The organism is Sediminibacter sp. Hel_I_10, from assembly GCF_000688335.1.
In the GTDB taxonomy this organism is placed as follows: domain Bacteria; phylum Bacteroidota; class Bacteroidia; order Flavobacteriales; family Flavobacteriaceae; genus Psychroserpens.
Genome location: NZ_JHZX01000001.1, coordinates 2,182,680 through 2,209,516, shown reverse-complemented (window position 1 = coordinate 2,209,516; position 26,837 = coordinate 2,182,680). Strand labels below are relative to the sequence as shown.

Genomic DNA, 26,837 nt, shown 5'->3' with positions numbered 1-26,837 from the left:
TTAGCTTAGGTGTTTAGAAGTATCTTGGTGAACGTGAAACTTTTCTTGGGAAATTCAAATCAAATAACAACAAGAATTCGTGTGATGCAGGAGCATATCTCTTAATATCTGATGATACGTGATCATATGCATATCCAACTCTAATATCTGGAGTAATAGCAAAATTAACTAAACCAGAAAAGGAATCGTCTAATCTGTAAGATGCTCCAATTTCAAATTTCTCAAAGAACAATGCGTTTAAGTTGACATCAAAAGAGGTCGGTGCTCCAAACGCTGATTTCACTAAAAAGGAAGGTTTTAGCTTTGTGTTTGTAAATTCAAATACATAACCACCAGTAATAAAATAATGTGCTTCCTCAGATCCTAATTTGTTTCCTTCGGCATCCAGATGGACCGAATTCAAAATATTAGGAACAGATGCTGCGAAATAATAGTTGTCTGTATAATAGAAAAATCCAGCACCTATATTTGGAGTAGTCGTGTTGATGTTTTGAAAAAACGCGTCTCCAGTATCAATTAAATCAATACCAGCAAGACCAATATCGTGGAAGGTTGCTCCTGCTTTTAAACCAAAGGCAATGCGATGCTCTCCGCCCAATTGTAGGGTATAAGAAAAATCTACGTATGCATTTGTTTCTTTTATTGGCCCAACTTCATCTGAAATAATGGAAGCTCCAAGACCTACCTTTTCACCAATTGGTGAATGACCAAAAAATGTGGCTGTCTTTGGTGCACCGTCTATTCCAGCCCATTGCGAACGGTATAATAGTCCGAAAGATAAGTTTTCCTTAGACCCTGCGTAGGCAGGATTGATCACGTTCATATTATACATGTACTGTGTATACTGAGGATCTTGTTGACCATACACTTGTGTTGCTGCTAGCAATACAATAATGATATAAAGTTTTTTCATCTGTTAATTGTTTGTTTTTAGTTTTTGGTAATTGCCTGTTCTTTCTAAATCAGAAAGCTATCGTTAGTATTTAATGGATTTTTAGTTTGGACGTTGGATATAAACCCAACCTGTTTGTCTTTCTCCGTTATCAAATAAAATGGAGTAAAAGTAAGTACCAACAGGAAGTTCTTCGCCATCATCGGTTTGACCTACCCATTCATCGATATAGTTATTTTTTGAGTATACTGATGTACCGTAGCGATTGAAAATTTCTAGTGTCTTCACGTTAAAGCTACTTAAGTCAAACTCATCATTACTCATATCGCCATTAGGAGAAATACCTTGAGGGATGACGCAGCTTGCAAGTTCTATAACTTCTTGTCCTACAGGTTCAGCAGCGCACATTGGTCCATTATTGAAGGTTACTTCAATTTCATATAGACCACCATCTAACACGGCAATGGTCAAGTTGTTTTCTCCCTCTATAACACCACCGTCCGCATACCAAACGATAGAAACATCTTCCGCAGAATAATTATTAGGAATCGCAGTAATTAAAAGTGGAACCGTTGTATCAGGACAAATCTCGTAATCCATATCTTCACTAAAGCTAGTGCTTGGTAGCGGTAAAACCACAAGATCAAAAGGCGTAGTTGAGTAACAGTCAAAAGACAAGTTGCTTTCTACTCTTGTATAAATAGTTTGTGATCCACTATTATAAAGTAACGTTGTATCAATGGCGTTTGTTCCTGCTATGGCATCATCCTCGGTTTCGTAATAGGTTACCGTGAATTCTGACGCACTTTGACCGTTTAAAATATTACCATCGTGAGCGGCTAAATCAAAGTCTGCCGTTCCTGTACCATCATCACAAGCCTCAATCGGCACGCTAGTTACCGTAGGCGTTGGCCCAGATATAACAAGCTCAAACGTGGAGGTTGCAAAACATGCGCTGAGATTAGCATCTTCAACCCGTACAAAAATTGTTTGCGGGTTAGAGATATTCGTATAAGGCGATACTAGCGGATCTTGATTAAGTTGAGCATTTTGCAATGAGGTATGATAAGAGACATTGAAATCTGCTGGGTCTTGACCACCTAATATGGCTGCTGTTTGTGCATCCAGATCAAAATCTTCAAAATTATCTGCAGAAGCATCATCACAGGTGATGATATCTTCCACCGTATTGGCAACGGGCTCAGCTCCCAGATTAACAATAACCTCTATGGACTGAGAAAAACCTTCACAAACGTCTCCACTAACTTGTACAAAATATTCTCCAGATTCTGTTACCGTCAAAGTTTCACTGGTAGCGCCATCTATGGGAATTCCATTTTGAGAATACCACTGGTAGGAGTCTGCATAAGGAGAACTCGCCTCTAGCTCAACAGAGTCCACCCCACAAAATTCTATAGGACTACTAAACCCAGGATTTTCAGGATCCTCTTCAACAATGCCGCCTTGAAACAAGACTTCTGCATCACATACTATTTCGCAATTGGTTCCATTATCAGGCCCCGTGGTTTGTTCAAAAGTAAAGAACCCTTCATCTTGAGAAAAATTAGTAATTAAAATCAAAAACACATCTCCTTCCTGAACATTATTTAAGGTAATTGTTTCGACACTAACGGCAGAAAAACTACAATCTGCTACAGTTTCTGGTAGCAACTCGTAACATGCACTTTGTTGATCGTTAAATGGTCCCCAAACAATGAAATCTATGTCATTACCTAAACCATCTAACCCAGTTTGAGCTAAAGTGAAGGTATAATCTCCGGGTAAGTCAAAATAAATAGCATTCCAAGTTGGATCTGGTTGAGAGCCTAAGCAACCATAATCTAGGTATGGAGGAGCTTCTAGATCACCAGTAACACTAGGATATTCTAAATCTAAAGCACAGATTGGCAAGGCATCTAAACAGAATGTTGGAGGACCTAATGTATTAATACATAAATCGAAATTAGAAGTAACAGAATCATTCCCTCCTGAAAAGACTCTGATATAATAGGTATTACCAATGGTTAATGTTGGCGTTACACTTGTAACATCATCAGAACAATAGAGTTGCGTTAAGTTGTCACATGCACCCTCATACACGGCGTGATCAATATTAAATGAACCACCAGTTATATTATTTATGGAAATGATTTGTTGTTCACCCAAGGCTGTAAATTCGAACCACACATCGTCATTTGGATTCCCCGTACAAGATCCATTTGGAACGCCAGAGTCTGTTGCTTCAATCAAAGTCCCTGGGGTTGTTAAGCTACAGGATTCATCCTCATTTACAGAGGCAATAGTGGCATTACATGGGTTGTCGTTTTCTGGCGGGCAGGCCAGCAATTGTATGGCGCTACTATTAATAACACAATTGACGTCTTGATCATTGCTCACTGATATGACAACATCTGTTAAAAATGGAAAAGGACCAACTTGATAAATTCCTGTACTCGTCACTGGAACCGTTGTGGCATCGATATTGTTTGAGATGGTCAGTGAAGTAGCATCTCCCAAAGATGTAATATTAACATCAATTAAAAATTGATCACCATTATCACAATCATCAACCACTTGATAAGTAGCTGCAGGATTAATACACGTCGCACATGATACTGTGTAATTAATTCCATCTGCGAATGTTGCACTAGACTCACAGCTCACCGAACCATCGGAGGTGATTTGAAAAAATATAGTATCACCGGTAGATTGGAACGTTAAACCTGAAAGATCTCCATCATTACCTTCACCATTGTAAAGTTCGGTTACTCCATCAGAATCATAAACAATTAAAAAGTCAAAAGGCGCTCCTTCTATTTCACCAGAATTAAATGTTAAATTAAGCGGAGTTCCATCTGAACTTACATAAGAAAACAAGTTCGGATCATTATTTAAATAGCAATAAGAAACACTTAAAGGACCTTCATTGCAATCTACTAAGTTCTCTAAGCAAATTTCTTGGGTTAATCCACCCGCTACAATTGTACAATTGGCATCATCATCGTTTACCACAGTAATTTCTACAACAGTATTATTAGCAAATGGTCCAAAAGTGAAGACACCAGGGATACTTGTAGTTTCTGGAGTACTACCTTGATCATCAGTTATAGTAACAGAAGTTGCAGAACCAAGATCTGTTAAATCAACATCCACAAAAAACTGAGGACCATTTAAACAGTCTCCATCAACTGTACTCGTTACTTCTGGGTTAACACAGGTTGCACAGCTCACCGTAAAGTCCCAAGGAGATGTACAACACGTACTCCCAGAATCACAGCTCACAGAGCCATCTGCATCAATCTCCATAAAGATGCTATCCCCTATAGAATCAAACTGAAGGCCAGTAAGATCTCCCCCATTGTTTCCAGAGTAAATTACAGCACCAGTGTTATCAGTACCCTCATATAATATAATGTCGTCACAGCAGCTCTCAATACCTCCCGCGTTGAAAGTGATTCTCAAAGGACTTCCATCTGTAGATTGAAATAGCCATGTGGTATCATCGTTGTTAGTATAACAGTAATTGATATTTACTGGACCGACCGCACAATCCACCTGATTGAGGACACATTGGTCTTGTGTAAGGTTTGCACTGGTCAACACACAGTTAGCATCATCATCATTTGTAGTGGTGATAACAACATCGGTTCCATTTGCGAAAGGTCCAAAAGAAAATACTCCCGTAGCATCTGTAGTTTGAGGCGTGCTCCCTTGATTGTCTGTTAATGTAATTGAAGTCGCAGATCCAAGATCGGTGAGATCAACATCCACAAAAAACTGTGGGCCATTTAGACAATCTTGTCTTACCGTATTTTCAACAACTGGATTCACGCAAGTTGCGCAGCTCACCGTAAAGTCCCAAGGAGATGTACAACACGCACTCCCAGAATCGCAGCTCACAGATCCATCTGCATCAATCTCCATAAAAATGCTATCACCTATAGAATCAAACTGAAGGCCAGTAAGATCACCACCATTGTTTCCAGAATAAATTACAGTACCAGTGTTATCGGTACCTTCATATAATATAATATCGTCACAGCAGCTCTCTATACCACCTGCGTTAAAGGTTATCCTTAGCGGACTGCCATCAGTAGATTGAAATAGCCAAGTGGTATCATCGTTATTAGTGTAACAGTAATTAATGTTTACTGGGCCAACCGCACAATCCACTTGGTTGAGAACACATTGGTCTTGAGTAAGATTTCCACTAGTCAATACACAGTTAGCATCATCATCATTTGTAGTGGTAATGACAACGTCAGTTCCATTTGCAAAAGGTCCAAAAGAAAATAATCCTGTAGCATCTGTTGTTTGAGGCGTACTGCCTTGATTGTCTGTTAATGTAATTGAAGTAGCAGAACCAAGATCGGTGAGATCAACATCCACAAAAAATTGAGGACCGTTTTCACAGTCTTGCCTCACCGTGTTTGCTACAACTGGATTCACACAGGTTGCACAGCTCACCGTAAAATCCCAAGGAGATGTACAACAAGCACTCCCAGAACTACAGCTTATAGAACCATCTGCATCAATTTCCATATAGATGCTATCACCTGTAGAGTCGAATTGAAGCCCTGCAAGATTGCCACCATTATTTCCAGAATAGATGACAGCACCAGTGTTATCGGTACCTTCATATAATATAATGTCATCACAGCAGCTTTCTATACCACCCGCGTTGAAAGTAATCCTCAATGGGCTGCCATCAGTAGATTGAAACACCCATGTTGTATCATCGTTATTAGTATAGCAGTAATTAATATTTTCAGGACCAACCGCGCAATCAATAGAAGTGATTTGCGCTCCAGCAAGAGTCACAAAAAACAGATTAACAAACACAAGAATCAATGTAATTTTTTTCATACTAGCATTTTTTTGTTGAGTTATCATATTGGCTATTAATATTTTATGCTAGTTCTTAGGGGCAGAAGAGAGATAGCTATAAAATCAATATTGATATTGTGAACTCGAATAAGTAACCGAAGATAAAAAAAATGCTAATTAACGTACTGTTAACACCGCTATAATAGATAAAGAGCAATTATAATCGTTAAAAGTTAAGTGCTAAGACGTAAGCATATTTTTTACTGACAAAGTGATAAAAACAGGAAAATGATCACTAAATCCACCCATATATTTTTGGCCTGCAAAAGTTCGTGAGGGTTGCCCTTTAAATCTGCCTTTATCCTGCTTTAGAAAAATGGCATCAAAGACTTCGGCTCCTTCAAACTTTAGTTCTCCATCATTAGCGCTTAGAAAATTAGGGGTAAAAAGAATCTGATCGAAAAGATTCCATGTAAAATTATGATTGAGGCTCCCTTTAGTATAGGAGCGCATTGTAGCCATGGGATTGTACAAATTGGCGTTTTTCGTTAAATATTGGATACTCTCATCACTTGGATTGTCATTAAAATCGCCCATAATGATAATTTTAGCATCAAGTTCATTCTGCTTGATCTTATGGATTGCCGTGATAATATTCTCAGCAGCGATGCGTCTTTTGGGGTTAGAAAGAGGAAGGCCTTCTCTTCTAGAAGGCCAATGATTCACAAAAACGTGAATATCTAAATTATGGAGCTTCCCCGAAACCATGAGAATATCTCTGGTATAATCTTGATTTCCATTATCCTTTAGAAAACTAAACGTCAAGGTTTTGGTCGTTTCAACTTTAAAATATAGGGGGTTATAGAGCAAAGCCACGTCAATACCACGCTCGTCTTTAGAATCAAAATGAACAAACTTATAATGATGGTTTCTCAGGCCTCTACTTTGAGTTAAGTCATGCAAGACACGTTTATTTTCAACTTCCGCAAGACCTATCAGTACTGGAGGCTCGTCTTCAGGAGTGTTTCCAATCTTAGAAATAACATGACCCAAATTTTCAATTTTTTTCTCATAACGCTTCTTGGTCCATCGCTTTTCAGAATTAGGTAAAAAATCATTATCACCGCCAATAGATCTATCATCACGAAAATCAAAAAGATTTTCTAAATTATAAAATGCAATATTTTGAACCATTCACCTCTTTTCAGTACTTTCAATATTACAAATTAAGTTTATAAAACCTCGACCTAAAACGACCAATTACTTAACTTTGTAAATTATAAGGACCTATGATAGAAAAAAAAGATATTGAACTGGAGAAGGCCGTCCTCATTGGCGTAGTAACCAGAGATCAAAATGAAGAGCGCTCCAAGGAATATTTGGACGAACTTGAGTTTTTAACATATACCGCAGGTGGTGAAGTCTTAAAACGCTACACACAAAAAATGGATATGCCCAATCCAAAAACCTTTATTGGTTCTGGGAAGATGAAAGAGGTGCAACAATTTATCGAAGATAATGATGTTGGCACTGCCATTTTTGACGATGAACTCTCTGCCGCTCAAGAAAGAAACATTAGTAAAATACTAAACTGCAAGGTACTGGATAGAACAAATCTTATCCTAGATATCTTTGCACAACGCGCCACAACAAGTTATGCCAGAACTCAGGTAGAACTTGCACAGTGTGAATATTTACTGCCAAGACTTAAGGGCATGTGGACGCACCTTGAACGCCAAAAAGGTGGGATTGGAATGCGTGGCCCTGGTGAAACTGAAATTGAAACAGACCGTAGAATTGTTAGGGATAAAATTGCCTTATTAAAGGACAAGATCAAAACTATCGATAAACAAATGTCTGTACAACGCGGCAACAGAGGCAAGATGGTGAGAGTCGCTTTGGTTGGTTATACCAATGTTGGCAAATCCACATTGATGAACGTCATTAGTAAAAGTGATGTGTTTGCCGAAGATAAACTCTTCGCCACCTTGGATACCACGGTAAGAAAAGTAGTGATACAAAACCTGCCTTTCCTAATGACCGATACTGTAGGGTTTATTAGAAAGTTACCCACCCAGCTCGTAGAATCATTTAAAAGTACGCTTGATGAAGTTAGAGAAGCAGACCTTTTACTGCATGTGGTTGATATTTCACATCCCAATTTTGAGGAGCACATTGCTTCTGTAAACAAAATCTTGGGTGAGATCGATAGCTCAGATAAACCCACTATTATGGTATTTAATAAAATAGATGCCTATAAAGCTGAAACAATAGACGACGATGATTTGATGACCGAAAAAACATCGCTTCATTATACCTTAGAGGATTGGAAGCGCAGTTGGATGAATCGTATTGGAAACAATGCGCTATTTATTTCGGCGTTGAATAAAAAGAATCTAGACACCTTTAAAAAACGGGTCTATGATGAAGTAAGGGAAATTCATGTTACGAGATTTCCTTATAACAATTTTCTTTATCCAGATTATTCTGATGAAGAGGAATAAAAAAAGGCACCTCAATTGAGGTGCCTTTTTTTTTATGATGTATGAATAAAGTTTAAAACTTATAACTCAAACCTACCGTATAATAGGTTTGTAAGTCATTATCTACATTGTCATAGGTTAAAGGCTCTCCAGCATAATCTGCGGATAATTGAGAAATGGCATAATCAAGCGCCTCTTGATGATTGCTTCTTAAGGCAAAATCAAATCCTACACCTAGATTTTTCCAAAGGGTATAGCTAAAAGAGTTTGTCCAAGTAAAATTAGAGAGGTCACTGCTCTTATAGCTTTGAAACGTAGAGAAATTGGTTTTGAAATTAATCTTCCCTATCTGTCTGGTGTAATCTGCAACAATCTTAGCACCAAGAGAAGACTCGTAAATGGCATCCTTATTAGAGAAAACAAAGTTGTAGTTTAATGGGTGTATCACCACAATTAAATTATTTATTGGTGTCCAGGTGCCTCCAATACCAACATCTAAATATCCGGGATCATTAAAGTTGTCTAAAAGTGTGGTTCTATATTCCATCAATCCAGAAGCCGCTAGATTTTCACTTAACTTTCTTCCGTATAGAGATGAAATATTAAATACATCTGTAGTGGGTTCAAAATTATCATTATCGGTAGGATCATCTTGATCATCCAATTTCACCCAACTCAAATTAGTGTTTAATGAGTTTCTCCAGAAAAACTTATCTTCAATTAAATTGGCGTAGGCATTAACCGTAATTCCAATATTTCCAGAGCTATTATTTGGCACACCTTGCGCATACCAGTTATTGAAATTTGATAAACTTCCACCAACAGTACCAAAGGCACCTACACGCCATCCTGGCATAGCATCAATAATGGCTTGAATAGAATCTGCTTTTTTTTGAGCCACATTAGCTTCGGCCTGTCTTGCTTTCTTTTGAGCTTGCAATTCTTCTTTGGTTTGCGAGAAACCAACAGAGGCCAACACCATTAAAGCTACTGTAAGGAGTAATTTTTTTGACATCGTCTTTTCTTTAGTTTTTAGTTATTAGATTTCTATATACGGTGGTTAAGCAGGTTTGGTTTATTAATGCTGTATAAAACCACTATTTCCGTTTGTACAGAGGAACAGAAGAACATGCCTCGCCGTACATTATTGATTTTGCTATAGGTCTTAATTTTGCAGAAAGCATGATGTAGGCATTAGGAGGCACAGGCTTGTGAGAACACCCTTTAACAATCAACGGCTTATCTTGATAAGGCGTAACATCTAAAGCATTAATGATGTCTTGATAAATTGCGGTTTCAAGCAACTGCAAATCTCCTACACTTACTTTTCTAGCAAAAGCAGAAATCTCCATTGTGATCAACATATAGGCCCAAGCGGGAATTATAGCATCTGCAGTACAAGTTAATGCTACAAATTGATCTTTATGCTGAGACCAATCATAAGCTGCAACTTGCGCTCTAAATTCTTTCTCACGCAACACGAAACCTTCATGCAGCCAATCTTTAATATCAAATTGAACGCGCTCACCTTCAGGATAATAATCCTCTAAATCTACGACCATCAACTTACTTAAAGCAACTCTGTTTACTATCTCTTCTTGCATGTTACAAATTTAATATTTTTTATTGATAGCCTTCCGCCTGCAAAGCAAAAAGCTGTGCGTAGAGCGACTTGTTTTCCATAAGTTCAACATGAGTGCCTATCTCGAGAACTTGCCCTGCTTCTAGAACCAAAATTCGGTTCGCTTGTCTTACTGTAGAAAAACGGTGGGAGATGATAATGCTCGTCTTGTTTTCTGTTAGGGCAATAAATCTTTGGAACACATCACTTTCTGCTTTTGCATCTAAAGCAGAGGTAGGTTCATCAAGAATCATCACCTCGGCATCTTTCATATAAGCTCTAGCTAAAGCTACCTTTTGCCATTGACCGCCAGAAAGATCCTGTCCTTTAGCAAAGCGTTTGCCCAACTGCTGGTCATAGCCTTTTTTTAATTCGGAAATCACCTCATTCGCCAAGCTTAGTTCCGAAGCATTTTCAATTTTTTCCTGATTATGCAACTCTTTGATGTCACCAATGGCGATATTCTCTCGGGCTGTAAATTCATACTTAAAAAAGTCCTGAAAGATGACTCCAAAAAATGCTTGATATTCTGATTTGTTAAAGCGATTGATGTTGACACCATCCAACAAGATCTCTCCAGAAGTGGGCTCGTAAAATCGCAACAACAATTTAGTAAGTGTGGTCTTGCCCGCACCGTTTTGCCCAACAAAGGCTAATTTTTCTCCTGCTTCTATCTTAAAAGTGATCCCTTTTAAGATTTCAATATCTGATCCTGGATAGGCAAAATGCACATTCTTAAACTCAAAACCTGTCTTAATTTTTACGGGCAACGGTTGATCTTCGGAATGTTTAGGCACTACCGAAATATCAATGAATTCAAAATAATCCTTAAGATAAAGTGCGCTCTCCGTGATTCTGGTAAATTTTGAGAAAAACTCTTGGAGATTTTTAGTCAATCTATTGAACGCTCCCGAAAGAAAGGTAAGCTCACCCAAAGTAATAAAGCCTGTAACAACCCGATAAATGATAAACACATAGGCACCATAATAGCTTAACGTCCCTAACACATTAAACAGAAAGCCCAATGCCGACCGTTTTACCGCCAATTTTTTATTGAGTTCAAAATACTCTTGAGACAACCGCTCAAAACGGCCTACAATAAAGTCGGTCAAACCAAAAAGTTTAATCTCTTTAGCTGTTTCATTATTGGCACCAATGTACCTAAGATAATCCAACTCACGTCGCTCTGCCGTCCAGCCTCTAGCCAAAGAATATTGTTGCTGACTAAACCAAATTTCATTAATAAAAGAAGGTATAATACTCAACACCAATAAAATAATAAGGTAGGGCTCAAAATAGATAAGTCCCGCAATAAGTGTCCCTATTGAAATTAGGCTTTGAAGTTCTCCCAAGGCGTTTGACATCAACCCTACTCTCCCGGTCGTTTGGGTTCTGGCGCGCTCAAGCTTATCATAAAACTCTGAATCTTCTAGCAAGCTCATATCGATCTTGCTGGTTTTTTTCATAATTCGCACAGAAGAATCAATAGAATAAGCATCTCCCAATAATCCATCGGTTAAAGAAATAGCTCTACTTACGAGATCTGAAAGAATAATCAATCCAAACTCAATACCAACATACCACCATAGCGTGGTGAGGTCTACAGATTCCGATTTGGTTTGAAGGACGATCTCATCTATGATAATTTTACCAATCCATAAAATCACAACGGGCAAAACGGCACCAATAAATCGGCAAAGTGCAGATGCCAAAAACAGACGCTTATTGGTGTTCCAAATTTCTTTAAAGAAACGAGGAATAAACACCAATGCACTAAATGACCCCTTGATATTGACCTTTTTTTGGTCTTGCAGGGATTTTGGGCCTTGTCTAGCCATTCAATTTATGATATGAAAATTGGGTAAGAGAAAGAAATTACAACATGCCCAATTCTAACTTCGCTTCTTCGCTCATTAGGTCTTGGCTCCATGGTGGATCAAAGGTGATTTCTACTTCGGCAGAATTGACATCGTTAAGGGATTTCACCTTTTCCTCAACTTCTAAAGGCAAAGTCTCTGCAACTGGGCAGTTTGGAGTGGTCAACGTCATTAAGATTTTGACATCATAATCCTCATTGACAAAAACGTCATAAATAAGCCCTAATTCATAAATATCTACCGGAATTTCTGGATCGAAAATGGTTTTTAAAATTCTTACAATTTTTTCTCCAAGGGCGTTGGTGTCTATTTTAGTCTCACTCATAATCTCTGCATTTATTAGTTTAAAGTACTTCTGTTTGTTTAAGTCGAGATGATGCGTCATCTGATGATGATTGTACAACTTCTGACTTGACAGCTACTTTTAGTTTAATTGTGTTTTGTAAGCAATGGCATACATCTTTAATTGCTTGATCATGCTTACCAAACCATTTGCTCTAGTTGGAGACAAATGTTCTTTAAGTCCAATTTTATCAATAAAATCGGTATTCGCCTCTATAATGGCATTAGGGTTTTGATTAGAAAACGCTCTTATTAAAATAGCAATGATGCCTTTTGTGATAATGGCGTCACTATCTGCTGTAAATTCTACTTTATCGTCATTCATTGCGGCATGAACCCAAACTCTACTTTGGCAGCCTTTGATGATATGGTCTTCAGTTTTATATTTTTCGTCAATTAAAGGCAAGGATTTACCGAGATCTATCATATATTGATAGCGTTCTTCCCAGTCTTCAAACATGGCGAATTCTTCAATGATTTCTTCTTGTATTTCTGAAATGCTCATCGTTTAAATGTTTTGGTCTTCACTATACTATTTCCGAAGTTGCAAAGATACAATATCTCTATTACTCGACCATTGCTTCTTTGATGGACAACAGTTTATTTACCAAATCTTTTATGGCCTGTGGCGGATTTCCGTGATCAAAAGAAGTGGTTTTGTAAGTTTCTCCATTAGTTTCAATTTGAAGGCTTGCAATTGCTGCACCGTCATATTGAAAGGCTTTTGATGGCGCTTCTAAATCGGCCAGAGCTTTAACATTGATGTTTTGCATTAAAAGATCTAACGCTTCCTTATCTTCTTTTGACAAGGTGTTGGTCACAACTGCCTTTGCGTAGCGGTCATTCGTAAAGTGTAATTGATCTCCTTCAACCCAAATTTTTTCGTAAAAACCACGCGTATTTGCTTCGTAGGTAAGTGTGCTGTTTTGTTGTTTTTTAGTAGTTTTTTGAGACATGAGCAGCGTTTGTTTATCCTTTTTCAAAAGAAGTTGCTTGTCTTTAATCTCATAAGTGTTTGTTTGAGAAAGGACGTTAAGCATTTTAGATTCTAATGCATTCTTTTTATCCTCACACATCATCTTGGTAGACGCTAATGGACCAAAAGTAAGGGTATTGCCAGAGACTTCATAAGACCCAAAAAAGCTATTGCAACCGGAGTGACCAGACACTTTTTTAGTTTCAGAATCAAATTCAAGTGTTAAGCCCTCAGCCACATCATTGGTTTCTAAGGACGTCACAGCGTATGCTCCAGAGAGCATTTGATGCGCGTCTTTCATAGAGGTTTCTGCGGAATTTGAAGCTCCATCTGAAGCTCCACACGATTTTAATAAAATGGCAAATATAAATACTGTGAAATGTTTCATGACGTTCTCGTTTTTTGAGTTGTACTAAAGGTAAAACAAAAAGAAAGCCAAAGTTTAAGACAGCATCATTTTTGCTTTCTTTACACCAGAAACTAGCGCATCGATTTCTTCCATAGTATTGTAAAACGCGAAAGAAGCCCTTACCGTTCCAGGAATTTTAAAGAAATCCATAATGGGTTGTGCACAATGATGTCCCGTACGAACAGCGATGCCCATTTTATCTAAAATAGTACCAATATCATAAGGGTGTATGCCTTCGATATTAAAAGAAACAACAGATGTTTTTGCTTCTAAATCTTTAGGCCCATAAATTTTAAGCCCTTCTATTTGAGATAATGCTTTGGTAGCGTATTCAAGCAAACTGTGCTCATATGTAGCAATAGCATCAAAACCAACGATATTCATATAATCTAAGGCTGCACCAAAAGCGATTCCGCCACAAATGTTTGGCGTTCCTGCTTCAAATTTATGAGGTAAACCTGCATAGGTCGTTTTCTCAAAAGACACCTGATCTATCATTTCGCCACCTCCTTGATACGGCGGCAACTTGGTTAACCATGCTTCTTTTCCATACAGCATGCCAACACCCGTAGGACCGCAAATTTTATGAGCAGAAGTTACGTAAAAATCAACATCTAATGCCTGTAGGTCTGGTTTAAGATGCGGACAGGATTGTGCACCATCTACTAAAACCGCGGCTCCAACAGCATGTGCTTTCTCAATCATCAGTTTTATAGGGTTGATGGTGCCTAGAGCATTCGAAATATGGTTGACAAATACGAGTTTCGTTTTTTCTGAAAGTAGTTGATCGTAGTCCTCTAAAAGTAGCTGGCCATTAACATCCATAGGCACGACTCTTAAAGTAGCACCTGTGCGCTCGCACAGCATTTGCCAAGGCACGATGTTGCTATGGTGTTCTAATGCAGATACTATAATCTCATCGCCTTTTTTTAATAAGGATGCAAAGCCACTTGCTACTAAATTAATACCATGAGTGGTGCCAGAAGTTAAAATAACCTCGTAACTCTTTTCAATATTAAAATGATTTTGGATTTTGATTCGGGCCTGCTCATACAAATCAGTCGCTTCTTGACTTAAGGTATGAACGCCTCTATGGATATTAGCATTGTAATTAGAATAATAGTCTACAATCACATCAATCACCTGCTTCGGTGTTTGCGACGTTGCGGCATTATCTAAATATACCAAGGGTTTCCCATTGACCTCGCGTTGCAGAATAGGAAAGTCTTGTCTTATATTTTCAACGTTAAAATCGATAGGTTTTACAGTGTCGTTCATCATAATACAAAGTTAAACGATGTACTCTTAAAATAACAATTAAAAATTAAATTATAAAAACTTTATAATTTAATTGTATGCATTTATATAAAATGTATATTTGCTCAATGTATAGCAAAGAACTCACAAAAGGCACATTACAACCCATAATTTTGAAACTTATAAGTACAAGGAGCAAAATGTATGGCTATGAGATTACCCAAGAGGTAAAAAGACTAACCTCAGGAAAAATAGATATTTCTGAAGGCGCACTGTATCCTATTTTGCACAAGCTTGAAGCCAAAGGCGTTTTAGAGACTGAAAAAGTTTACATCGGCAAGCGCGTGCGCAAATATTATAGCGTCACTAAAAATGGTATGGAAACTGTAAATGAGGTCACGAATGAGATACATGATTTTATTGAAACGTTATCTATTGTCTTTAACCCTAAACCTTCATCGTTATGAAATTACTGGATGATCATATTTCATTTATAGAAAAGAGTCTAGAACTTTATGGTGTAAAGTCTAAAGAACTAAGAGAAGATTTGGTAGACCATATCTGTACCTATATTGAAAATCAAGATTCTGAAGATTTTAATGCACTATACCAGCAAGCACTGCAAAAATTTGGAGGATATGCTAATTTCAAAAACCTCCAACTCGAAACTAATTATCAACTATTTGCCAAACAACTTATCGCTATTAATAAGTTGAAATTTTTTGCAGGCTTCATGGTTATTTTGCTTTTGGTAACGAGTCTAGTATTTCAAATCATGCAATGGCCTTATGCCAATGCTTGGTTGCTTGGCGCTATAGCACTTTCGGTTTTAGTGATCTTGCCTGTTCATTTTTATTCTCGATACAAAAAATCTATTATCAAATTTTCTTAAATATAACTTCACATGAAAAAATCATTTTACATGCTAGGCTTTGTAACGTTCTTCATTCTTGGAATAGGTGCTATGTTTGAATTTTTAACCTGGCCATACAGAGGTATCATTGTTTTTATTGGATTTCTATTTTTAAACTTTGCTTTTATTCCAACGTACTTCTATCAAAAATATAAGCAATGTCAACCCTAAAAATATATTACTCCGTACTACTTATTATTTGTGCTCTTAGCCTTAATGCTCAAACTGGCTTGAAGGCTAAAATAGATACCATTTTGAAAGCTTATGACACAAAAGATGATCCTAGTCTAGTAATTAGAGTTATAAAAGATAGTGATATCTTCTATTCAAAAGGTTTCGGAATTGCCAATTTAGATTACAATATAAAAAATACCGATTCTACCGTTTTTGGTATCGCCTCAATTAGTAAGCAATTTACCGCTGCTGCTGTTTGGTCCTTAATTAGAGCATCTAAATTAAGTTTAGAGGATAACCTTACTTCGTTTTTTCCAGATTTTCCTAATTACGCAAAATCAATAAAAATAAAACATCTTTTAAATCACTCCAGCGGAATTAGAAATTATCATACTACGATGTATTTATCGGGTTTTGATTATGATAAAGATTATTATGATAATGCCTATGTTCTAGATTTGGCTCAAAGACAGAAACATGGTAATCATATTCCTGGCGAAAAAATTATCTATTCGAATACAAATTATAATCTATTGGCTTTAATTGTAGAACAGATCTCAGGTCAAAATTTAGATGAGTATCTAAAAGCTCAAATTCTAATACCGTTAGGCATGACAGATACATTTGTAAGAATTGCTCACGGTAAACCAATAAAAAATAGAGCTGTAGGTTACCAAAAGCAAAAAGATGGCTATGTTTTTAACACATCTAACCAATTAAGTTACGGTGCAGGAAGTATGGGTAGTAACCTTAAAGATATGACGCTATGGGCGAAAATGCTTAATGAAGAAACTCCCGAATTTAGAGCGCTGGCTAAATTTCTTAAAACGACTGAAGTATTGCTTAATGGTGAAAAAGCAAGTTATGCAAGAGGTTTAATGGTTGACGATTACAAAGGTTTTGAAACCTTAAGTCATAGTGGTTTTAGTTTTGGAGGTCAAACGCAACTCATAACTGTTCCAGAGGAACATATTGGTATTATTATACTCACCAATTTACAATCTATAAACCCGACCCCTATTTCTTATGAGATTTTAAATTTATTTTTACAAGAAAAGGAAAAGAAAGTAGATACATGCGTTAGTTTTAAATCACAACAATTGAATCAATTTACGGGAGATTACAAAGAAATCAATAGCGATATGGCGATGCAAATTTCTATCGAAAATGATACATTAAAAACATTAGGCACTTTTGGGGAGACCAAGATACCACTTGTACAAAAAGGCTTTAATACGTTTGCAAGGCTTAATGCTCAAAATGTAAAATATGATTTTAATAGCACGTCAGAGTACGATATGATCATCTCATTTGGAGGTACGCCTTTTTATTTTAAGCGCGCGCAACTTATAAAAGAAAACCCTAGTAATTTAAAAGACTTTACTGGAAACTATTATTCTGAAGAGCTACAAACAACGTATCATTTTTTTGTTGAAGACAATACACTAAAGCTATCCTATACAAATCACGATAATATCACCCTATACCCCGTACAATTGAATCAATTTGGAAATAGAGATAGAACACTCTTTCATTTCACTACATCTAATAATAACGTAACAGGGATGTTATTGTCTTGCGACGGACAAGTGAGTGACATTGAATTTACTAAAGATCAAACCCAATTTTAACCCCTAACTTACCCGCAATAATTTTAGTAATGCGCTGTTTGATCTCTGGTATTTTAACCGAATCTAAAACGTTATTACTGAAGGCAAACATTAAAAGTGCTTTCGCTTCTTTTTCTGGAATACCGCGTGAACGCATATAAAACATAGCGCTTTCATCTAATTGACCAATGGTACAACCGTGAGAGCATTTGACATCATCTGCAAAAATCTCTAATTGTGGTTTTGTATTTATAGAGGCTTTATCGCTTAAGAGAATATTATTGTTAGACTGAAATGCATTGGTTTTTTGCGCTTCCTTATTAACAACCACCTTCCCATTAAAAACACCTGTAGATTTATCTCCAAAGATGCCTTTATAATCTTGATGACTCTCACAGTTAGGCTCTATATGATGCACTAAAGTATTATGATCTACATGCTGCTTATCGCCAATAATCGTCACACCTTTTAGGGTAGAATCGATGCGCTCGCCTTCCTGATAAAAATTTAGGTTATTTCTCGTCAATTTACCTCCAAAAGAAAAGGTATGTACAGAGGCATGGCTTTCGTCTTTCTGCTTGATAAACGTATTATCAATAAGCGATGCACTTTGCTTATCATTTTGAATTTTATAATAGTCAACAATAGCGCGCTTATTAGCAAAAATCTCTGTCACACTATTTGTCAATACTGGATGCTCTGTCAAGCTTTGGTGACGCTCAATAATTTGAACATGAGAATTTTCTTCAACCACAATTAAATTACGTGGTTGCAACATTAATGCGGCCTCATTTCCTGTTGAAAAATGTACAATTTGAATAGGCTTCTCCACCATTTTATTCTTAGGAACATGGATGTAGGCACCTTCACAAGAAAAGGCAGTATTCAATGAAGACAGACTGTCTTTAGTTGTCGCCTTGTCAAAATAGTTCTCTATAACAGGACGAAATTTTGGTTTAGATAGCGCAGAAGACATCAAGCAAATATCAACCCCTTCATGAGTGGTCTCTGATAAATGAGACGAATACTTACCATCTATAAAAACAATTTTATAGCTATCAATATCATGAATCAAATATTTCTTGATATCTCTATATTCGATAGCATTTTCTTGCTTAGGAAAGACGCTGTAATCGTGCTTTAAAATACTGCTTAAAGATGTGTATTTCCAAGCCTCATCTCTCTTTGATGGAAATCCTTGATCTTCAAACGTTTTTATGGCAGCACTACGAACATCATGAACTGGTGCATCAACATCCACCAAATTCTCAAATGCCATAAATGACGATACTAATTTATCTTTTAATTCCATTGTTTCAATCTTCAATTTGCAGTCACAGCGTTCATTACTTATGATCACTGATTTTTATTCTTAATCGGTAACACCCATCACAAGAGATCATCACGATCTATGATAGCATAATGTTTAGTATTAATTAAGCACCGACTTCTTCCTTAACCCAGTCATAACCTCTCTCCTCTAGCTCATGTGCCAGCTCTTTGGTTCCAGATTTAACGATGCGTCCTTCATGCAACACGTGCACAAAATCAGGAACGATATAATCTAATAAACGTTGGTAATGAGTAATCACGATCACCGCGTTATCTTTACTTTTTAATTTGTTTACACCGTTGGCAACAATACGAAGGGCATCAATATCAAGACCAGAATCCGTCTCATCCAAAATAGCCAATTTAGGCTCTAGCATTGCCATTTGAAAAATCTCGTTACGCTTTTTCTCTCCACCTGAAAACCCTTGGTTAAGAGATCTAGACAGAAATTTTCTATCGATTTCTAACATTTCAGACTTCTCACGAATCATCTTAAGCATATCCTTAGCAGGCATATCTTCTAAGCCCTTAGCTTTTCTTGTTTCGTTAATCGCGGTCTTTATAAAGTTAGTAACACTAACACCAGGAATTTCTACCGGATATTGAAACGATAGAAAAACACCTTTGTGCGCTCGTTCTTCCGCAGAAAGCTCATCGATATCTACACCATCGAGTAAAATTTGGCCTTTATCCACGTCATATTCCTCTTTACCTGCAATTACCGAAGCCAAAGTACTTTTACCAGAGCCGTTAGGTCCCATAATAGCGTGAACTTCACCTGCTTTTACTTCAAGGTTAATACCTCTTAAAATTTCTTTATCGTCTACACTTGCGTGAAGGTCTTTTATCTGTAACATAAATTTTAATTCAAAATTCGTAATTCTCCATTTTGATTTAATGCAGAATTTGGATTCGTTTTATATTGGATCGCTTAACTTAATAACATCGTTGTCTTCAGGTTTTGGTGGTGATACTTTTAAGATCTCTACAATCTCAAATCTATCTTCCCAACCTTCTTCGTTTTCTTCCTTTTTAAACATTCTACCTCTAACGGTTACTGGAACCATATCTGTAGATTCTTTTTTATAAGCCTTTGCTTGCTCATCTAATTCATGCATTTTATCATTGATAACCACCCCATAAATTGTTGATGGCGTTTGTAACACAGCTGCATCACCATAATAAATAAAATCCCCATGTACTGCAATGAATCCGTCATTGTGCTCGGAAGACCCTTCATCTGCAAGCTTAGAGGCTTCTGCCGAAATACTTTTATCAGACTCTGATTTAGAACCCTCTTTACAGCTCATAACTGCCGTAAATACCAAAAGTAAAACCACTAATTTTCTCATTTTTATCTAAATAAAATTTATCCCACTGAGCCCTCAAGGCTAATTTCCAATAATTTTTGAGCTTCTACGGCAAACTCCATAGGCAACTTATTAAGCACCTCTTTGCTAAAACCGTTTACAATTAATGCAATGGCTTTTTCTGTATCGATCCCACGCTGATTACAGTAAAAAATCTGGTCTTCACCAATTTTACTGGTGGTGGCCTCATGCTCAATTTGAGCCGATTTGTTTTTTACTTCAATGTAAGGAAAAGTATGTGCACCACATTCATTACCCATCAGCAGACTATCACATTGCGAAAAATTACGCGCGTTGTCTGCTCTAGAGCTAATATTTACCAAACCTCTGTAGGAGTTTTGGGACTTCCCTGCAGAAATTCCTTTGGAAATAATAGTCGACTTCGTGTTTTTACCCAAGTGCACCATTTTTGTACCTGTATCTGCTTGCTGATAGTTATTAGTTACAGCAATAGAGTAAAACTCACCTACAGAATTATCTCCTTTTAAAATACAACTTGGATATTTCCAAGTTACAGCACTACCTGTTTCTACTTGAGTCCAAGAAATTTTAGCGTTTTTTTCGCAGATACCTCTCTTTGTCACAAAATTGAATACACCACCTTTCCCTTCGGAGTTTCCAGGGTACCAATTTTGAACCGTCGAGTATTTGATCTCAGCATCATCAAGTGCAATCAGTTCTACAACTGCCGCGTGAAGCTGGTTCTCATCACGGCTTGGAGCCGTACATCCTTCTAAATAGCTAACGTAACTGCCTTTATCTGCAATAACCAAGGTTCTTTCAAACTGTCCTGTTCCGGCTTGATTAATTCTAAAATAGGTAGACAGTTCCATCGGGCAACGCACGCCTTTAGGAATGTAGCAAAAGCTACCATCACTAAATACCGCGCTGTTTAGAGAGGCGTAAAAATTATCTGTTTTAGGAACAACGGTTCCTAAGTATTTTTTAACGAGTTCTGGGTGCTCTTTTATAGCTTCGGAAATGGAACAAAAAATAATCCCCTTTTCAGCTAAAGTCTTTTTAAACGTTGTGGTAACCGATACAGAATCAATAACCACATCCATAGCAACGCCAGCAAGCTTTTTCTGCTCGTCTAATGAAATCCCCAGTTTTTTAAAGGTTTCCAACAATTCCGGATCTACCTCATCAATACTCTCGTATTTTGGTTTTTTATTAGGGGCGGAATAATAAGAAATAGCCTGAAAATCTGGCTTCTTGTAATGAACGTTAGCCCATTCTGGCTCCACCATTTTTTGCCAACCACGAAACGCTTCAAGACGCCACTCTGTCATCCATTCTGGCTCCTCTTTTTTCTGGGAGATGGCTCGTACAATATCTTCATTTAAACCTATAGGAAATGTATCAGACTCAATGTCTGTATAAAAACCATACTCATATTCTTTGGTTTTTAATTCTTCCCTTAAATCGTCTTCTGTGTATTTTGACATAATGCTTTAAACTCTTTTTTAAATAATTCCCAAATAGGATAGCTGAATTGGGATATTTACAAGGAAAATGATTCCCCACAACCACATGTTCTGTTGGCATTTGGGTTATTAAACACAAAGCCTGCGCCATTTAAGCCGCCAGAGTATTCTAAGGTTGTTCCAATAAGATAAAGAAAACTCTTTTTATCTACAATGATCTTTACGCCATTGTCTTCAAAAACTTTATCATCTTCTTTCTGGTCCTTGTCAAATTTCAAATCATAAGACAACCCAGAACAACCGCCACTTTTCACGCCAACGCGTACAAAGTCGGTAGTCGTGTTAAAGCCATCGTCGCTCATGAGCTCGACAACCTTCTTTTTAGCCGATTCTGACACCTTTATCATTTGTAATTTTTATTTAATCTAAATTGGTTGCAAATATACGATATAACTGCCTTTTTACCATGGCAACTAACATTATATTAGCAAATGAAGGGATAGGGTGAGGTTATGATCTGCACAAAAGATCATACAGACTTTTATTTAAAAACGGAGATAGCATTGAGAGCGCTTAACAGCGCAATTTTTGAAAAATTTAGAACGAGATGAAATTCTGAAAAAAACATCACAATATCTTGAGATTTCATCTAGAAAAATGATGCATCACTTTAATTCAGCTCAAAGTAAGGCTAATTTCTGTGCGCTTATAACATCTAAACTGAAAGCTGACTTGAAGCGGCACGTCTATTCAAAAGAAATAATTGTCGTAATGCCGTTTTGATTTGTACGTTTTTATACGGCAGTTCTTCAAAGTCTCCATAATCGTCTACCGTCATTTTGGCTTGACAAGAGGAGCACACAAAAACATTTGATGCGCTTCCGTTATAAAAACGTTTTGAAAGAGGCTCAAGGTTATGTCCAAATACAGCACAGGACAAGTGGTTGCTTGTAGTAAGTTTCATAATAAGTAGGTTAATTTGGGACAACTAAAGTAAGGGTTCTTTTCAATGATGACGCTAAAGCGCGTATTTTTTCGATGAAATACATAGTGTTTTTTAACTTCGCGTCTTAAAATTGATGTAAACAGCCATACTCTTACAAAAAACCATCTTATTTTTGCACTATGCTAGAAGACAAAAACCAACAACGTACTGCTTTAGAGAATTTAGGTGAATTTGGATTGATCAATCATTTGACCGAGAATTTTGAAATAAAAAAATCTTCAACAATAAAAGGCATTGGTGATGACGCCGCTGTTTTAGACTTTAAAAACAAACAGGTTGTTGTCACTACAGATTTATTGATTGAGAATGTTCATTTTGATTTAAGCTACGTGCCATTAAAGCATCTAGGTTACAAAGCCGTAATGGTGAACCTTTCTGATGTTTACGCAATGAATGCTGAGGCTACACAAATAACAGTTTCTATTGCCGTTTCTAATCGTTTTCCTTTAGAAGCTCTAGAAGAGTTATACGCGGGCATTGAAACCGCTGCCAAAGTTTACGACGTTGATGTTGTTGGTGGCGATACTACATCATCTACCACAGGTCTTTTGATATCGATTACTGCAATTGGTCAGGCAGAAGCCAAAGACATTGTCTATAGAAAAGGAGCAAAACCCAATGATCTTGTAGTTGTTACTGGTGATATTGGTGCTGCATACATGGGACTCCAAGTATTGGAGCGTGAAAAAGAGGTGTTTAAGGTAAATCCGCAAAATCAACCAGACCTAGAAGCTTACACGTATATCATTGAGCGCCAACTTAAGCCTGAAGCTCGAAAAGACATCATTAAACTACTCACCGATCTAGAAGTGAAGCCAACATCAATGATGGATATTAGTGACGGTCTTTCTTCGGAAATCATCCATATTTGTAAGCAAAGTGAGGTGGGTGTAGAATTGTACGAAAATAAAATTCCGTTAGATCCACAAGTCATTTCAACGTGTGAAGAATTTAATATTGACAGTACAACAATTGCCTTAAACGGCGGTGAAGACTATGAGCTGTTGATGACGATTGATCAAAAGGATTTTGATAAGATTAAGGGCAATCCCAATCTTACGGTTATAGGCTATATTACCGAAAAAGACAGAGGCATGCATTTGATCACAAGAGGAGAACAAGTCATTCCTATTATTGCGAAAGGCTGGAATGCTTTAGGCGACTCTCAAGAATAAGCGTTCCTTACTTTTTTTCTTCTTTTGTACAATGATTTCAGCGTCTTGTTGATTTCTTTGCGCTTACTTGTTAGAGGGATCATTTTTCCCTTGTCACTTGTTGTAAATTGTTTTTTACAATGGATGCATTCGTATTCCTTGACCGTTTTAGTAACGTCAGTTTTTACAATGATCTCATGATTGAAGATTTTACAGAATAGATTTTTCAAATTTCTGGCTTTTTATTTTTTTCTTTATAGAATAGGAAAAAAACCTGACTTACGAAAGTTGATCATGTTAAGTCTATTTTAAATAATGAGACTTAAACATTGCACATCACTTTATTGTGTGACTTTAAAAATCTAACTAATAAAATAATAAACCATCGAACAGACAGTTTCAATTCTCATTAATTGATTTTTGAAGATCCCAAATGTTGACATCAGTAACTCGTGTAACACGAGTTTGCAACATAGAGTTAATGCGTTTTTAAAAAGAAGTTGGTTTAGTTATTATCCTCTATTGAGCCGAAGATAACCAAATCGAGACAAAAATACAAGAGTCTTTATCCTAAAACTGGAGCCTGGGTCATGATGCCGCTATTTAAACGCGTTCTTCGACGCAAATAAATATCTGCCAAAATAGCATTGATTTCTTGATACTTAGGAGTAAGCTCTGTGAGCTCTCCATTGCTGTTGGTTGTTAACTGATGCTTACAGCAGGTACATGTATACTCTTTAACATGTGAAGTCACTTTCTTAGAAGTTTCGTACTTGTGACCGAAGATGTCGCAAAACAACTTGTGCGTAAATGATTTGTTAGTAGAATTTTTCATGGTCTTATGATTTGAACACCACTAACTTAAAAATTAATTATTAACAATACGCTGAATGGTTCTATTTTTCGATAAATTGATTTAATCTGTAAGTCAATTCTTTCCTATTTTCAATATGGCTCATATGTCCGCTCCGGATCTTCACGTAATTTAAAGAAGTCCCTTTAACCTCCTCAATAATAGATGGTGCATCCACAATGGCATCTTCTGTACCAATAATAAGCAACACCTTTCCTTTAAAAGATTTCAAAAAAGATAAGGCACCATGCCTTTTACACATCCCATCTTGAGCAGCAATGTAACCTTGTACTGGCGTTTTAAGAGCTTCTTCTAGCGCTAAACTCATCTCCTCTTCGTAAGCACCTTTGCTTTCCGCAGAAAACAAATTCACAAAAGACATCTGCACAAGAGCCTTGTAATTTGTTTTAGCCATTTTTATAGCTCGTTGTCTTATTTGCTTTCTTTCTTTTGAATCTTCTTGATAGGTCGAATTCATTAAGCAAATTCCCCAAATCGTCAAGGTTTTCATTTTTGCTAAAGCCAACGCAACATAACCACCCATGGAGTGCCCTATAAGCAAGCAGGATGTCACATTCAAAATATTTAAGACTGCATTAACCGCATCGGCCATCATCTCCATGGTATGTACATAACCTAAACATCCGGTTTTTCCATGACCCAGCAAATCTATGGTTACTACTTGATGACCACTAATAAGCTGTGGAAAAATAGCATTCCACATGCTAGAATTCTCTAAAAATCCGTGCAAGAATACCACAGTATCCCCTTCACCATATTTCTCGTAAAAAATGGATATTCCCTTGTAATCTAATCTCATTTAAAGTTTATCTTCGCGCCCTAAAATTAATAAATAAAGCTAGCGCTATAATAAAGCTTTTAGGCGTGTCGTTCACTTGAAAGCCCGACCTATTATAGCTGTTTGTAAAAATGAATAAATTCAAGGACATTCTTCTCATCGCATTTGCGTTATTTTCGCTGTTTTTTGGTGCGGGCAACCTGCTTTTGCCTCCTTTTTTAGGCTATAAAGCTGGAGACGATTGGTTTTTGGTTGCACTAGGGTTTGTAATTACCGCAGTACTCATTCCTATTATTGGGATTATTGCCCATGCGCGCTTACAAGGAACACTTTATGATTTTGGCAAAAAAGTATCCCCCAATTTCAGCTATGTATTTTGCATTCTTATTTATGTCATCGCTGTAGCAATCCCATCTCCAAGAACTGCAGCCGCAACCCACGAAATGGCTATAAGCCCTGCTTTTGGCACAGACCCGCTTTGGACCAGCACGGTTTACTTTTTACTCGTACTAATTTTTGTACTCAATCGCGCCACCATTGTAAATCTTATCGGTAAATTCTTGACGCCCGTTATTGTTGCCATGCTTTTACTTGTTATTGGAATTGGGTTATTTTCTTCGGAAATGTTAACGGCAACCCCACAATTTGAGACGCCTTTAGCAAGCGGTATTCTAGAAGGCTACCAAACGTTTGATGCCATTGGAGCCATAGTGGTTGGAGCCGTTATTATCATATCTATTAATGCGCTAAGTACGGCTAGCTATGCCGCAAAAAAAGATTTAATCATCAAATCTGGGGCATTGGCAGGACTGGGCTTATTTACAATTTACGCGGGACTCATTGCCGTTGGGGCTTATTATGGATCTGAAATTGATTTAAATGCTAATTTGAGCAACGACATGCAACGCGCCAATTTATTGAGAACCATTAGCACGGTATCTTTGGGAAGTTTTGGAAATTCCGTTTTGAGTATATTGATTTCCTTAGCTTGCTTTACCACAGCAGTAGGCATCGTTACAGGCTCGGCCGACTATTTTAAAGGATTGTGCAATAACTCAGAGTTTGCCTATGTGATCACGGCTATTTTAGGTTGTATTATGGGCATTGTCGTGGGGCAGTTAGATTTCAACTCTATCATTATTGTCGCTGTACCTGTGCTTCTTTTTATTTACCCTATTACCATTGTGCTTATTCTCTTAAATGTGCTACCCGAAAGACTAGCATCGCCATTAGTTTTTAGGGCAGTGGTATGCATCACCTTTTTGTTTAGCATTCCAGATGTTATTGGGTTTATAAGACCTTCAGAATCCTTAAAAAACATCATGACTCACGTACCTTTATCCGAATACAACTTAGGATGGGTATGGCCAGCAATAGCGACTTCTTTATGCATTTGGCTGTTTGAATTTTTCAAATCAAAACAAGATATCGCTTCTTAAACATAAGTCTTATATGAATACTAAAAACGGCCCTAACATGGGCCGTTTTTTTATTCTAATAAAATTCAATTTTGAG

24 protein-coding genes are annotated in these 26,837 nt (G+C 37.1%); 6 read left to right on the top strand and 18 right to left on the bottom strand.

What is annotated here, in order from left to right:
• Positions 1 to 13: 13 nt before the first annotated feature.
• From P176_RS0109945 to P176_RS0109935, 3 genes are all read right to left on the bottom strand, one after another.
• Positions 14 to 913, bottom strand: coding sequence for a type IX secretion system membrane protein PorP/SprF (locus tag P176_RS0109945; protein ID WP_026754566.1), 900 nt, complete (start codon positions 911 to 913; stop codon positions 14 to 16).
• Positions 914 to 994: 81 nt separating this feature from the next.
• Positions 995 to 5,758, bottom strand: coding sequence for a gliding motility-associated C-terminal domain-containing protein (locus tag P176_RS0109940; protein WP_197022157.1), 4,764 nt, complete (start codon positions 5,756 to 5,758; stop codon positions 995 to 997).
• A 201-nt stretch (positions 5,759 to 5,959) separates the two neighbouring features.
• On the bottom strand, positions 5,960 to 6,913 hold the full coding sequence (locus P176_RS0109935) for an endonuclease/exonuclease/phosphatase family protein (protein WP_026754564.1): 954 nt from the start codon (positions 6,911 to 6,913) through the stop codon (positions 5,960 to 5,962).
• Between the two features lie 95 nt (positions 6,914 to 7,008).
• Here P176_RS0109935 and hflX point away from each other — a divergent pair, with 95 nt between their 5' ends.
• The gene (gene hflX, locus P176_RS0109930) at positions 7,009 to 8,223 is read left to right on the top strand and encodes a GTPase HflX (protein ID WP_026754563.1); all 1,215 of its coding nucleotides are present in this window, start codon (positions 7,009 to 7,011) and stop codon (positions 8,221 to 8,223) included.
• A gap of 52 nt (positions 8,224 to 8,275) precedes the next feature.
• Here the strand turns inward: hflX and P176_RS0109925 are convergent, their stop codons facing one another.
• From P176_RS0109925 to P176_RS0109890, 7 genes are all read right to left on the bottom strand, one after another.
• Positions 8,276 to 9,217, bottom strand: a complete 942-nt coding sequence (locus tag P176_RS0109925) for a DUF3078 domain-containing protein (RefSeq protein ID WP_026754562.1) — start codon at positions 9,215 to 9,217, stop codon at positions 8,276 to 8,278.
• An 82-nt stretch (positions 9,218 to 9,299) separates the two neighbouring features.
• Positions 9,300 to 9,806 carry a DUF2480 family protein gene (locus P176_RS0109920; protein ID WP_026754561.1) on the bottom strand — a complete coding sequence of 169 codons (507 nt, stop codon included), beginning with the start codon at positions 9,804 to 9,806 and terminating at the stop codon, positions 9,300 to 9,302.
• Between the two features lie 19 nt (positions 9,807 to 9,825).
• Complete coding sequence (locus P176_RS0109915; RefSeq protein ID WP_026754560.1) at positions 9,826 to 11,661, bottom strand: ABC transporter ATP-binding protein; 1,836 nt, start codon at positions 11,659 to 11,661, stop codon at positions 9,826 to 9,828.
• Positions 11,662 to 11,698: 37 nt separating this feature from the next.
• Entirely contained in the window at positions 11,699 to 12,025 is a 327-nt protein-coding gene (locus P176_RS0109910; RefSeq protein WP_026754559.1) for a DUF59 domain-containing protein, read from the bottom strand.
• Between the two features lie 99 nt (positions 12,026 to 12,124).
• A complete protein-coding gene (locus P176_RS0109905; RefSeq protein WP_026754558.1) occupies positions 12,125 to 12,547 on the bottom strand; it encodes a SufE family protein in 423 nt (140 codons plus the stop codon).
• 61 nt (positions 12,548 to 12,608) lie between these two features.
• On the bottom strand, positions 12,609 to 13,406 hold the full coding sequence (locus P176_RS20005) for an META domain-containing protein (RefSeq protein ID WP_051605448.1): 798 nt from the start codon (positions 13,404 to 13,406) through the stop codon (positions 12,609 to 12,611).
• Between the two features lie 54 nt (positions 13,407 to 13,460).
• Entirely contained in the window at positions 13,461 to 14,705 is a 1,245-nt protein-coding gene (locus P176_RS0109890; RefSeq protein WP_026754557.1) for an aminotransferase class V-fold PLP-dependent enzyme, read from the bottom strand.
• A gap of 107 nt (positions 14,706 to 14,812) precedes the next feature.
• Here P176_RS0109890 and P176_RS0109885 point away from each other — a divergent pair, with 107 nt between their 5' ends.
• The 3 genes from P176_RS0109885 (at position 14,813) to P176_RS0109870 (ending at position 17,402) form a co-directional block, all read left to right on the top strand.
• Positions 14,813 to 15,151, top strand: a complete 339-nt coding sequence (locus P176_RS0109885) for a PadR family transcriptional regulator (RefSeq protein WP_026754556.1) — start codon at positions 14,813 to 14,815, stop codon at positions 15,149 to 15,151.
• Complete coding sequence (locus P176_RS0109880; RefSeq protein ID WP_026754555.1) at positions 15,148 to 15,576, top strand: hypothetical protein; 429 nt, start codon at positions 15,148 to 15,150, stop codon at positions 15,574 to 15,576. The genes P176_RS0109885 and P176_RS0109880 overlap by 4 nt, the downstream gene beginning before the upstream one ends.
• A gap of 179 nt (positions 15,577 to 15,755) precedes the next feature.
• The gene (locus P176_RS0109870) at positions 15,756 to 17,402 is read left to right on the top strand and encodes a serine hydrolase (protein WP_026754553.1); all 1,647 of its coding nucleotides are present in this window, start codon (positions 15,756 to 15,758) and stop codon (positions 17,400 to 17,402) included.
• Here P176_RS0109870 and sufD read toward each other — a convergent pair.
• The 6 genes from sufD to P176_RS0109835 form a co-directional block, all read right to left on the bottom strand.
• The gene (gene sufD / locus P176_RS0109865; RefSeq protein WP_026754552.1) at positions 17,380 to 18,693 is read right to left on the bottom strand and encodes a Fe-S cluster assembly protein SufD; all 1,314 of its coding nucleotides are present in this window, start codon (positions 18,691 to 18,693) and stop codon (positions 17,380 to 17,382) included. The two genes, P176_RS0109870 and sufD, sit on opposite strands and share 23 nt — an antisense overlap.
• Positions 18,694 to 18,817: 124 nt before the next feature.
• Positions 18,818 to 19,570 (bottom strand): Fe-S cluster assembly ATPase SufC, encoded by a 753-nt coding sequence (gene sufC / locus P176_RS0109860; protein ID WP_026754551.1) that lies wholly within the window; start codon positions 19,568 to 19,570, stop codon positions 18,818 to 18,820.
• Positions 19,571 to 19,630: 60 nt separating this feature from the next.
• Positions 19,631 to 20,065 carry a hypothetical protein gene (locus P176_RS20000; RefSeq protein ID WP_026754550.1) on the bottom strand — a complete coding sequence of 145 codons (435 nt, stop codon included), beginning with the start codon at positions 20,063 to 20,065 and terminating at the stop codon, positions 19,631 to 19,633.
• Between the two features lie 17 nt (positions 20,066 to 20,082).
• Positions 20,083 to 21,531 carry a Fe-S cluster assembly protein SufB gene (gene sufB / locus P176_RS0109850; RefSeq protein ID WP_026754549.1) on the bottom strand — a complete coding sequence of 483 codons (1,449 nt, stop codon included), beginning with the start codon at positions 21,529 to 21,531 and terminating at the stop codon, positions 20,083 to 20,085.
• A 56-nt stretch (positions 21,532 to 21,587) separates the two neighbouring features.
• Complete coding sequence (locus tag P176_RS0109845; RefSeq protein ID WP_026754548.1) at positions 21,588 to 21,917, bottom strand: iron-sulfur cluster assembly accessory protein; 330 nt, start codon at positions 21,915 to 21,917, stop codon at positions 21,588 to 21,590.
• 308 nt (positions 21,918 to 22,225) lie between these two features.
• Entirely contained in the window at positions 22,226 to 22,474 is a 249-nt protein-coding gene (locus tag P176_RS0109835) for a hypothetical protein (RefSeq protein ID WP_026754547.1), read from the bottom strand.
• 161 nt (positions 22,475 to 22,635) lie between these two features.
• Between P176_RS0109835 and thiL the strand changes: the two genes are divergently transcribed.
• The gene (gene thiL / locus P176_RS0109830) at positions 22,636 to 23,691 is read left to right on the top strand and encodes a thiamine-phosphate kinase (protein ID WP_026754546.1); all 1,056 of its coding nucleotides are present in this window, start codon (positions 22,636 to 22,638) and stop codon (positions 23,689 to 23,691) included.
• 544 nt (positions 23,692 to 24,235) lie between these two features.
• On the opposite strand, the gene P176_RS0109825 is transcribed toward thiL, so the two are convergent.
• A complete protein-coding gene (locus P176_RS0109825) occupies positions 24,236 to 24,505 on the bottom strand; it encodes a DUF1660 family phage protein (protein ID WP_026754545.1) in 270 nt (89 codons plus the stop codon).
• Positions 24,506 to 24,566: 61 nt separating this feature from the next.
• On the bottom strand, positions 24,567 to 25,343 hold the full coding sequence (locus P176_RS0109820; protein ID WP_026754544.1) for an alpha/beta fold hydrolase: 777 nt from the start codon (positions 25,341 to 25,343) through the stop codon (positions 24,567 to 24,569).
• 110 nt (positions 25,344 to 25,453) lie between these two features.
• Here P176_RS0109820 and brnQ point away from each other — a divergent pair, with 110 nt between their 5' ends.
• Complete coding sequence (gene brnQ / locus P176_RS0109815; RefSeq protein ID WP_026754543.1) at positions 25,454 to 26,761, top strand: branched-chain amino acid transport system II carrier protein; 1,308 nt, start codon at positions 25,454 to 25,456, stop codon at positions 26,759 to 26,761.
• Positions 26,762 to 26,837: the final 76 nt, after the last annotated feature.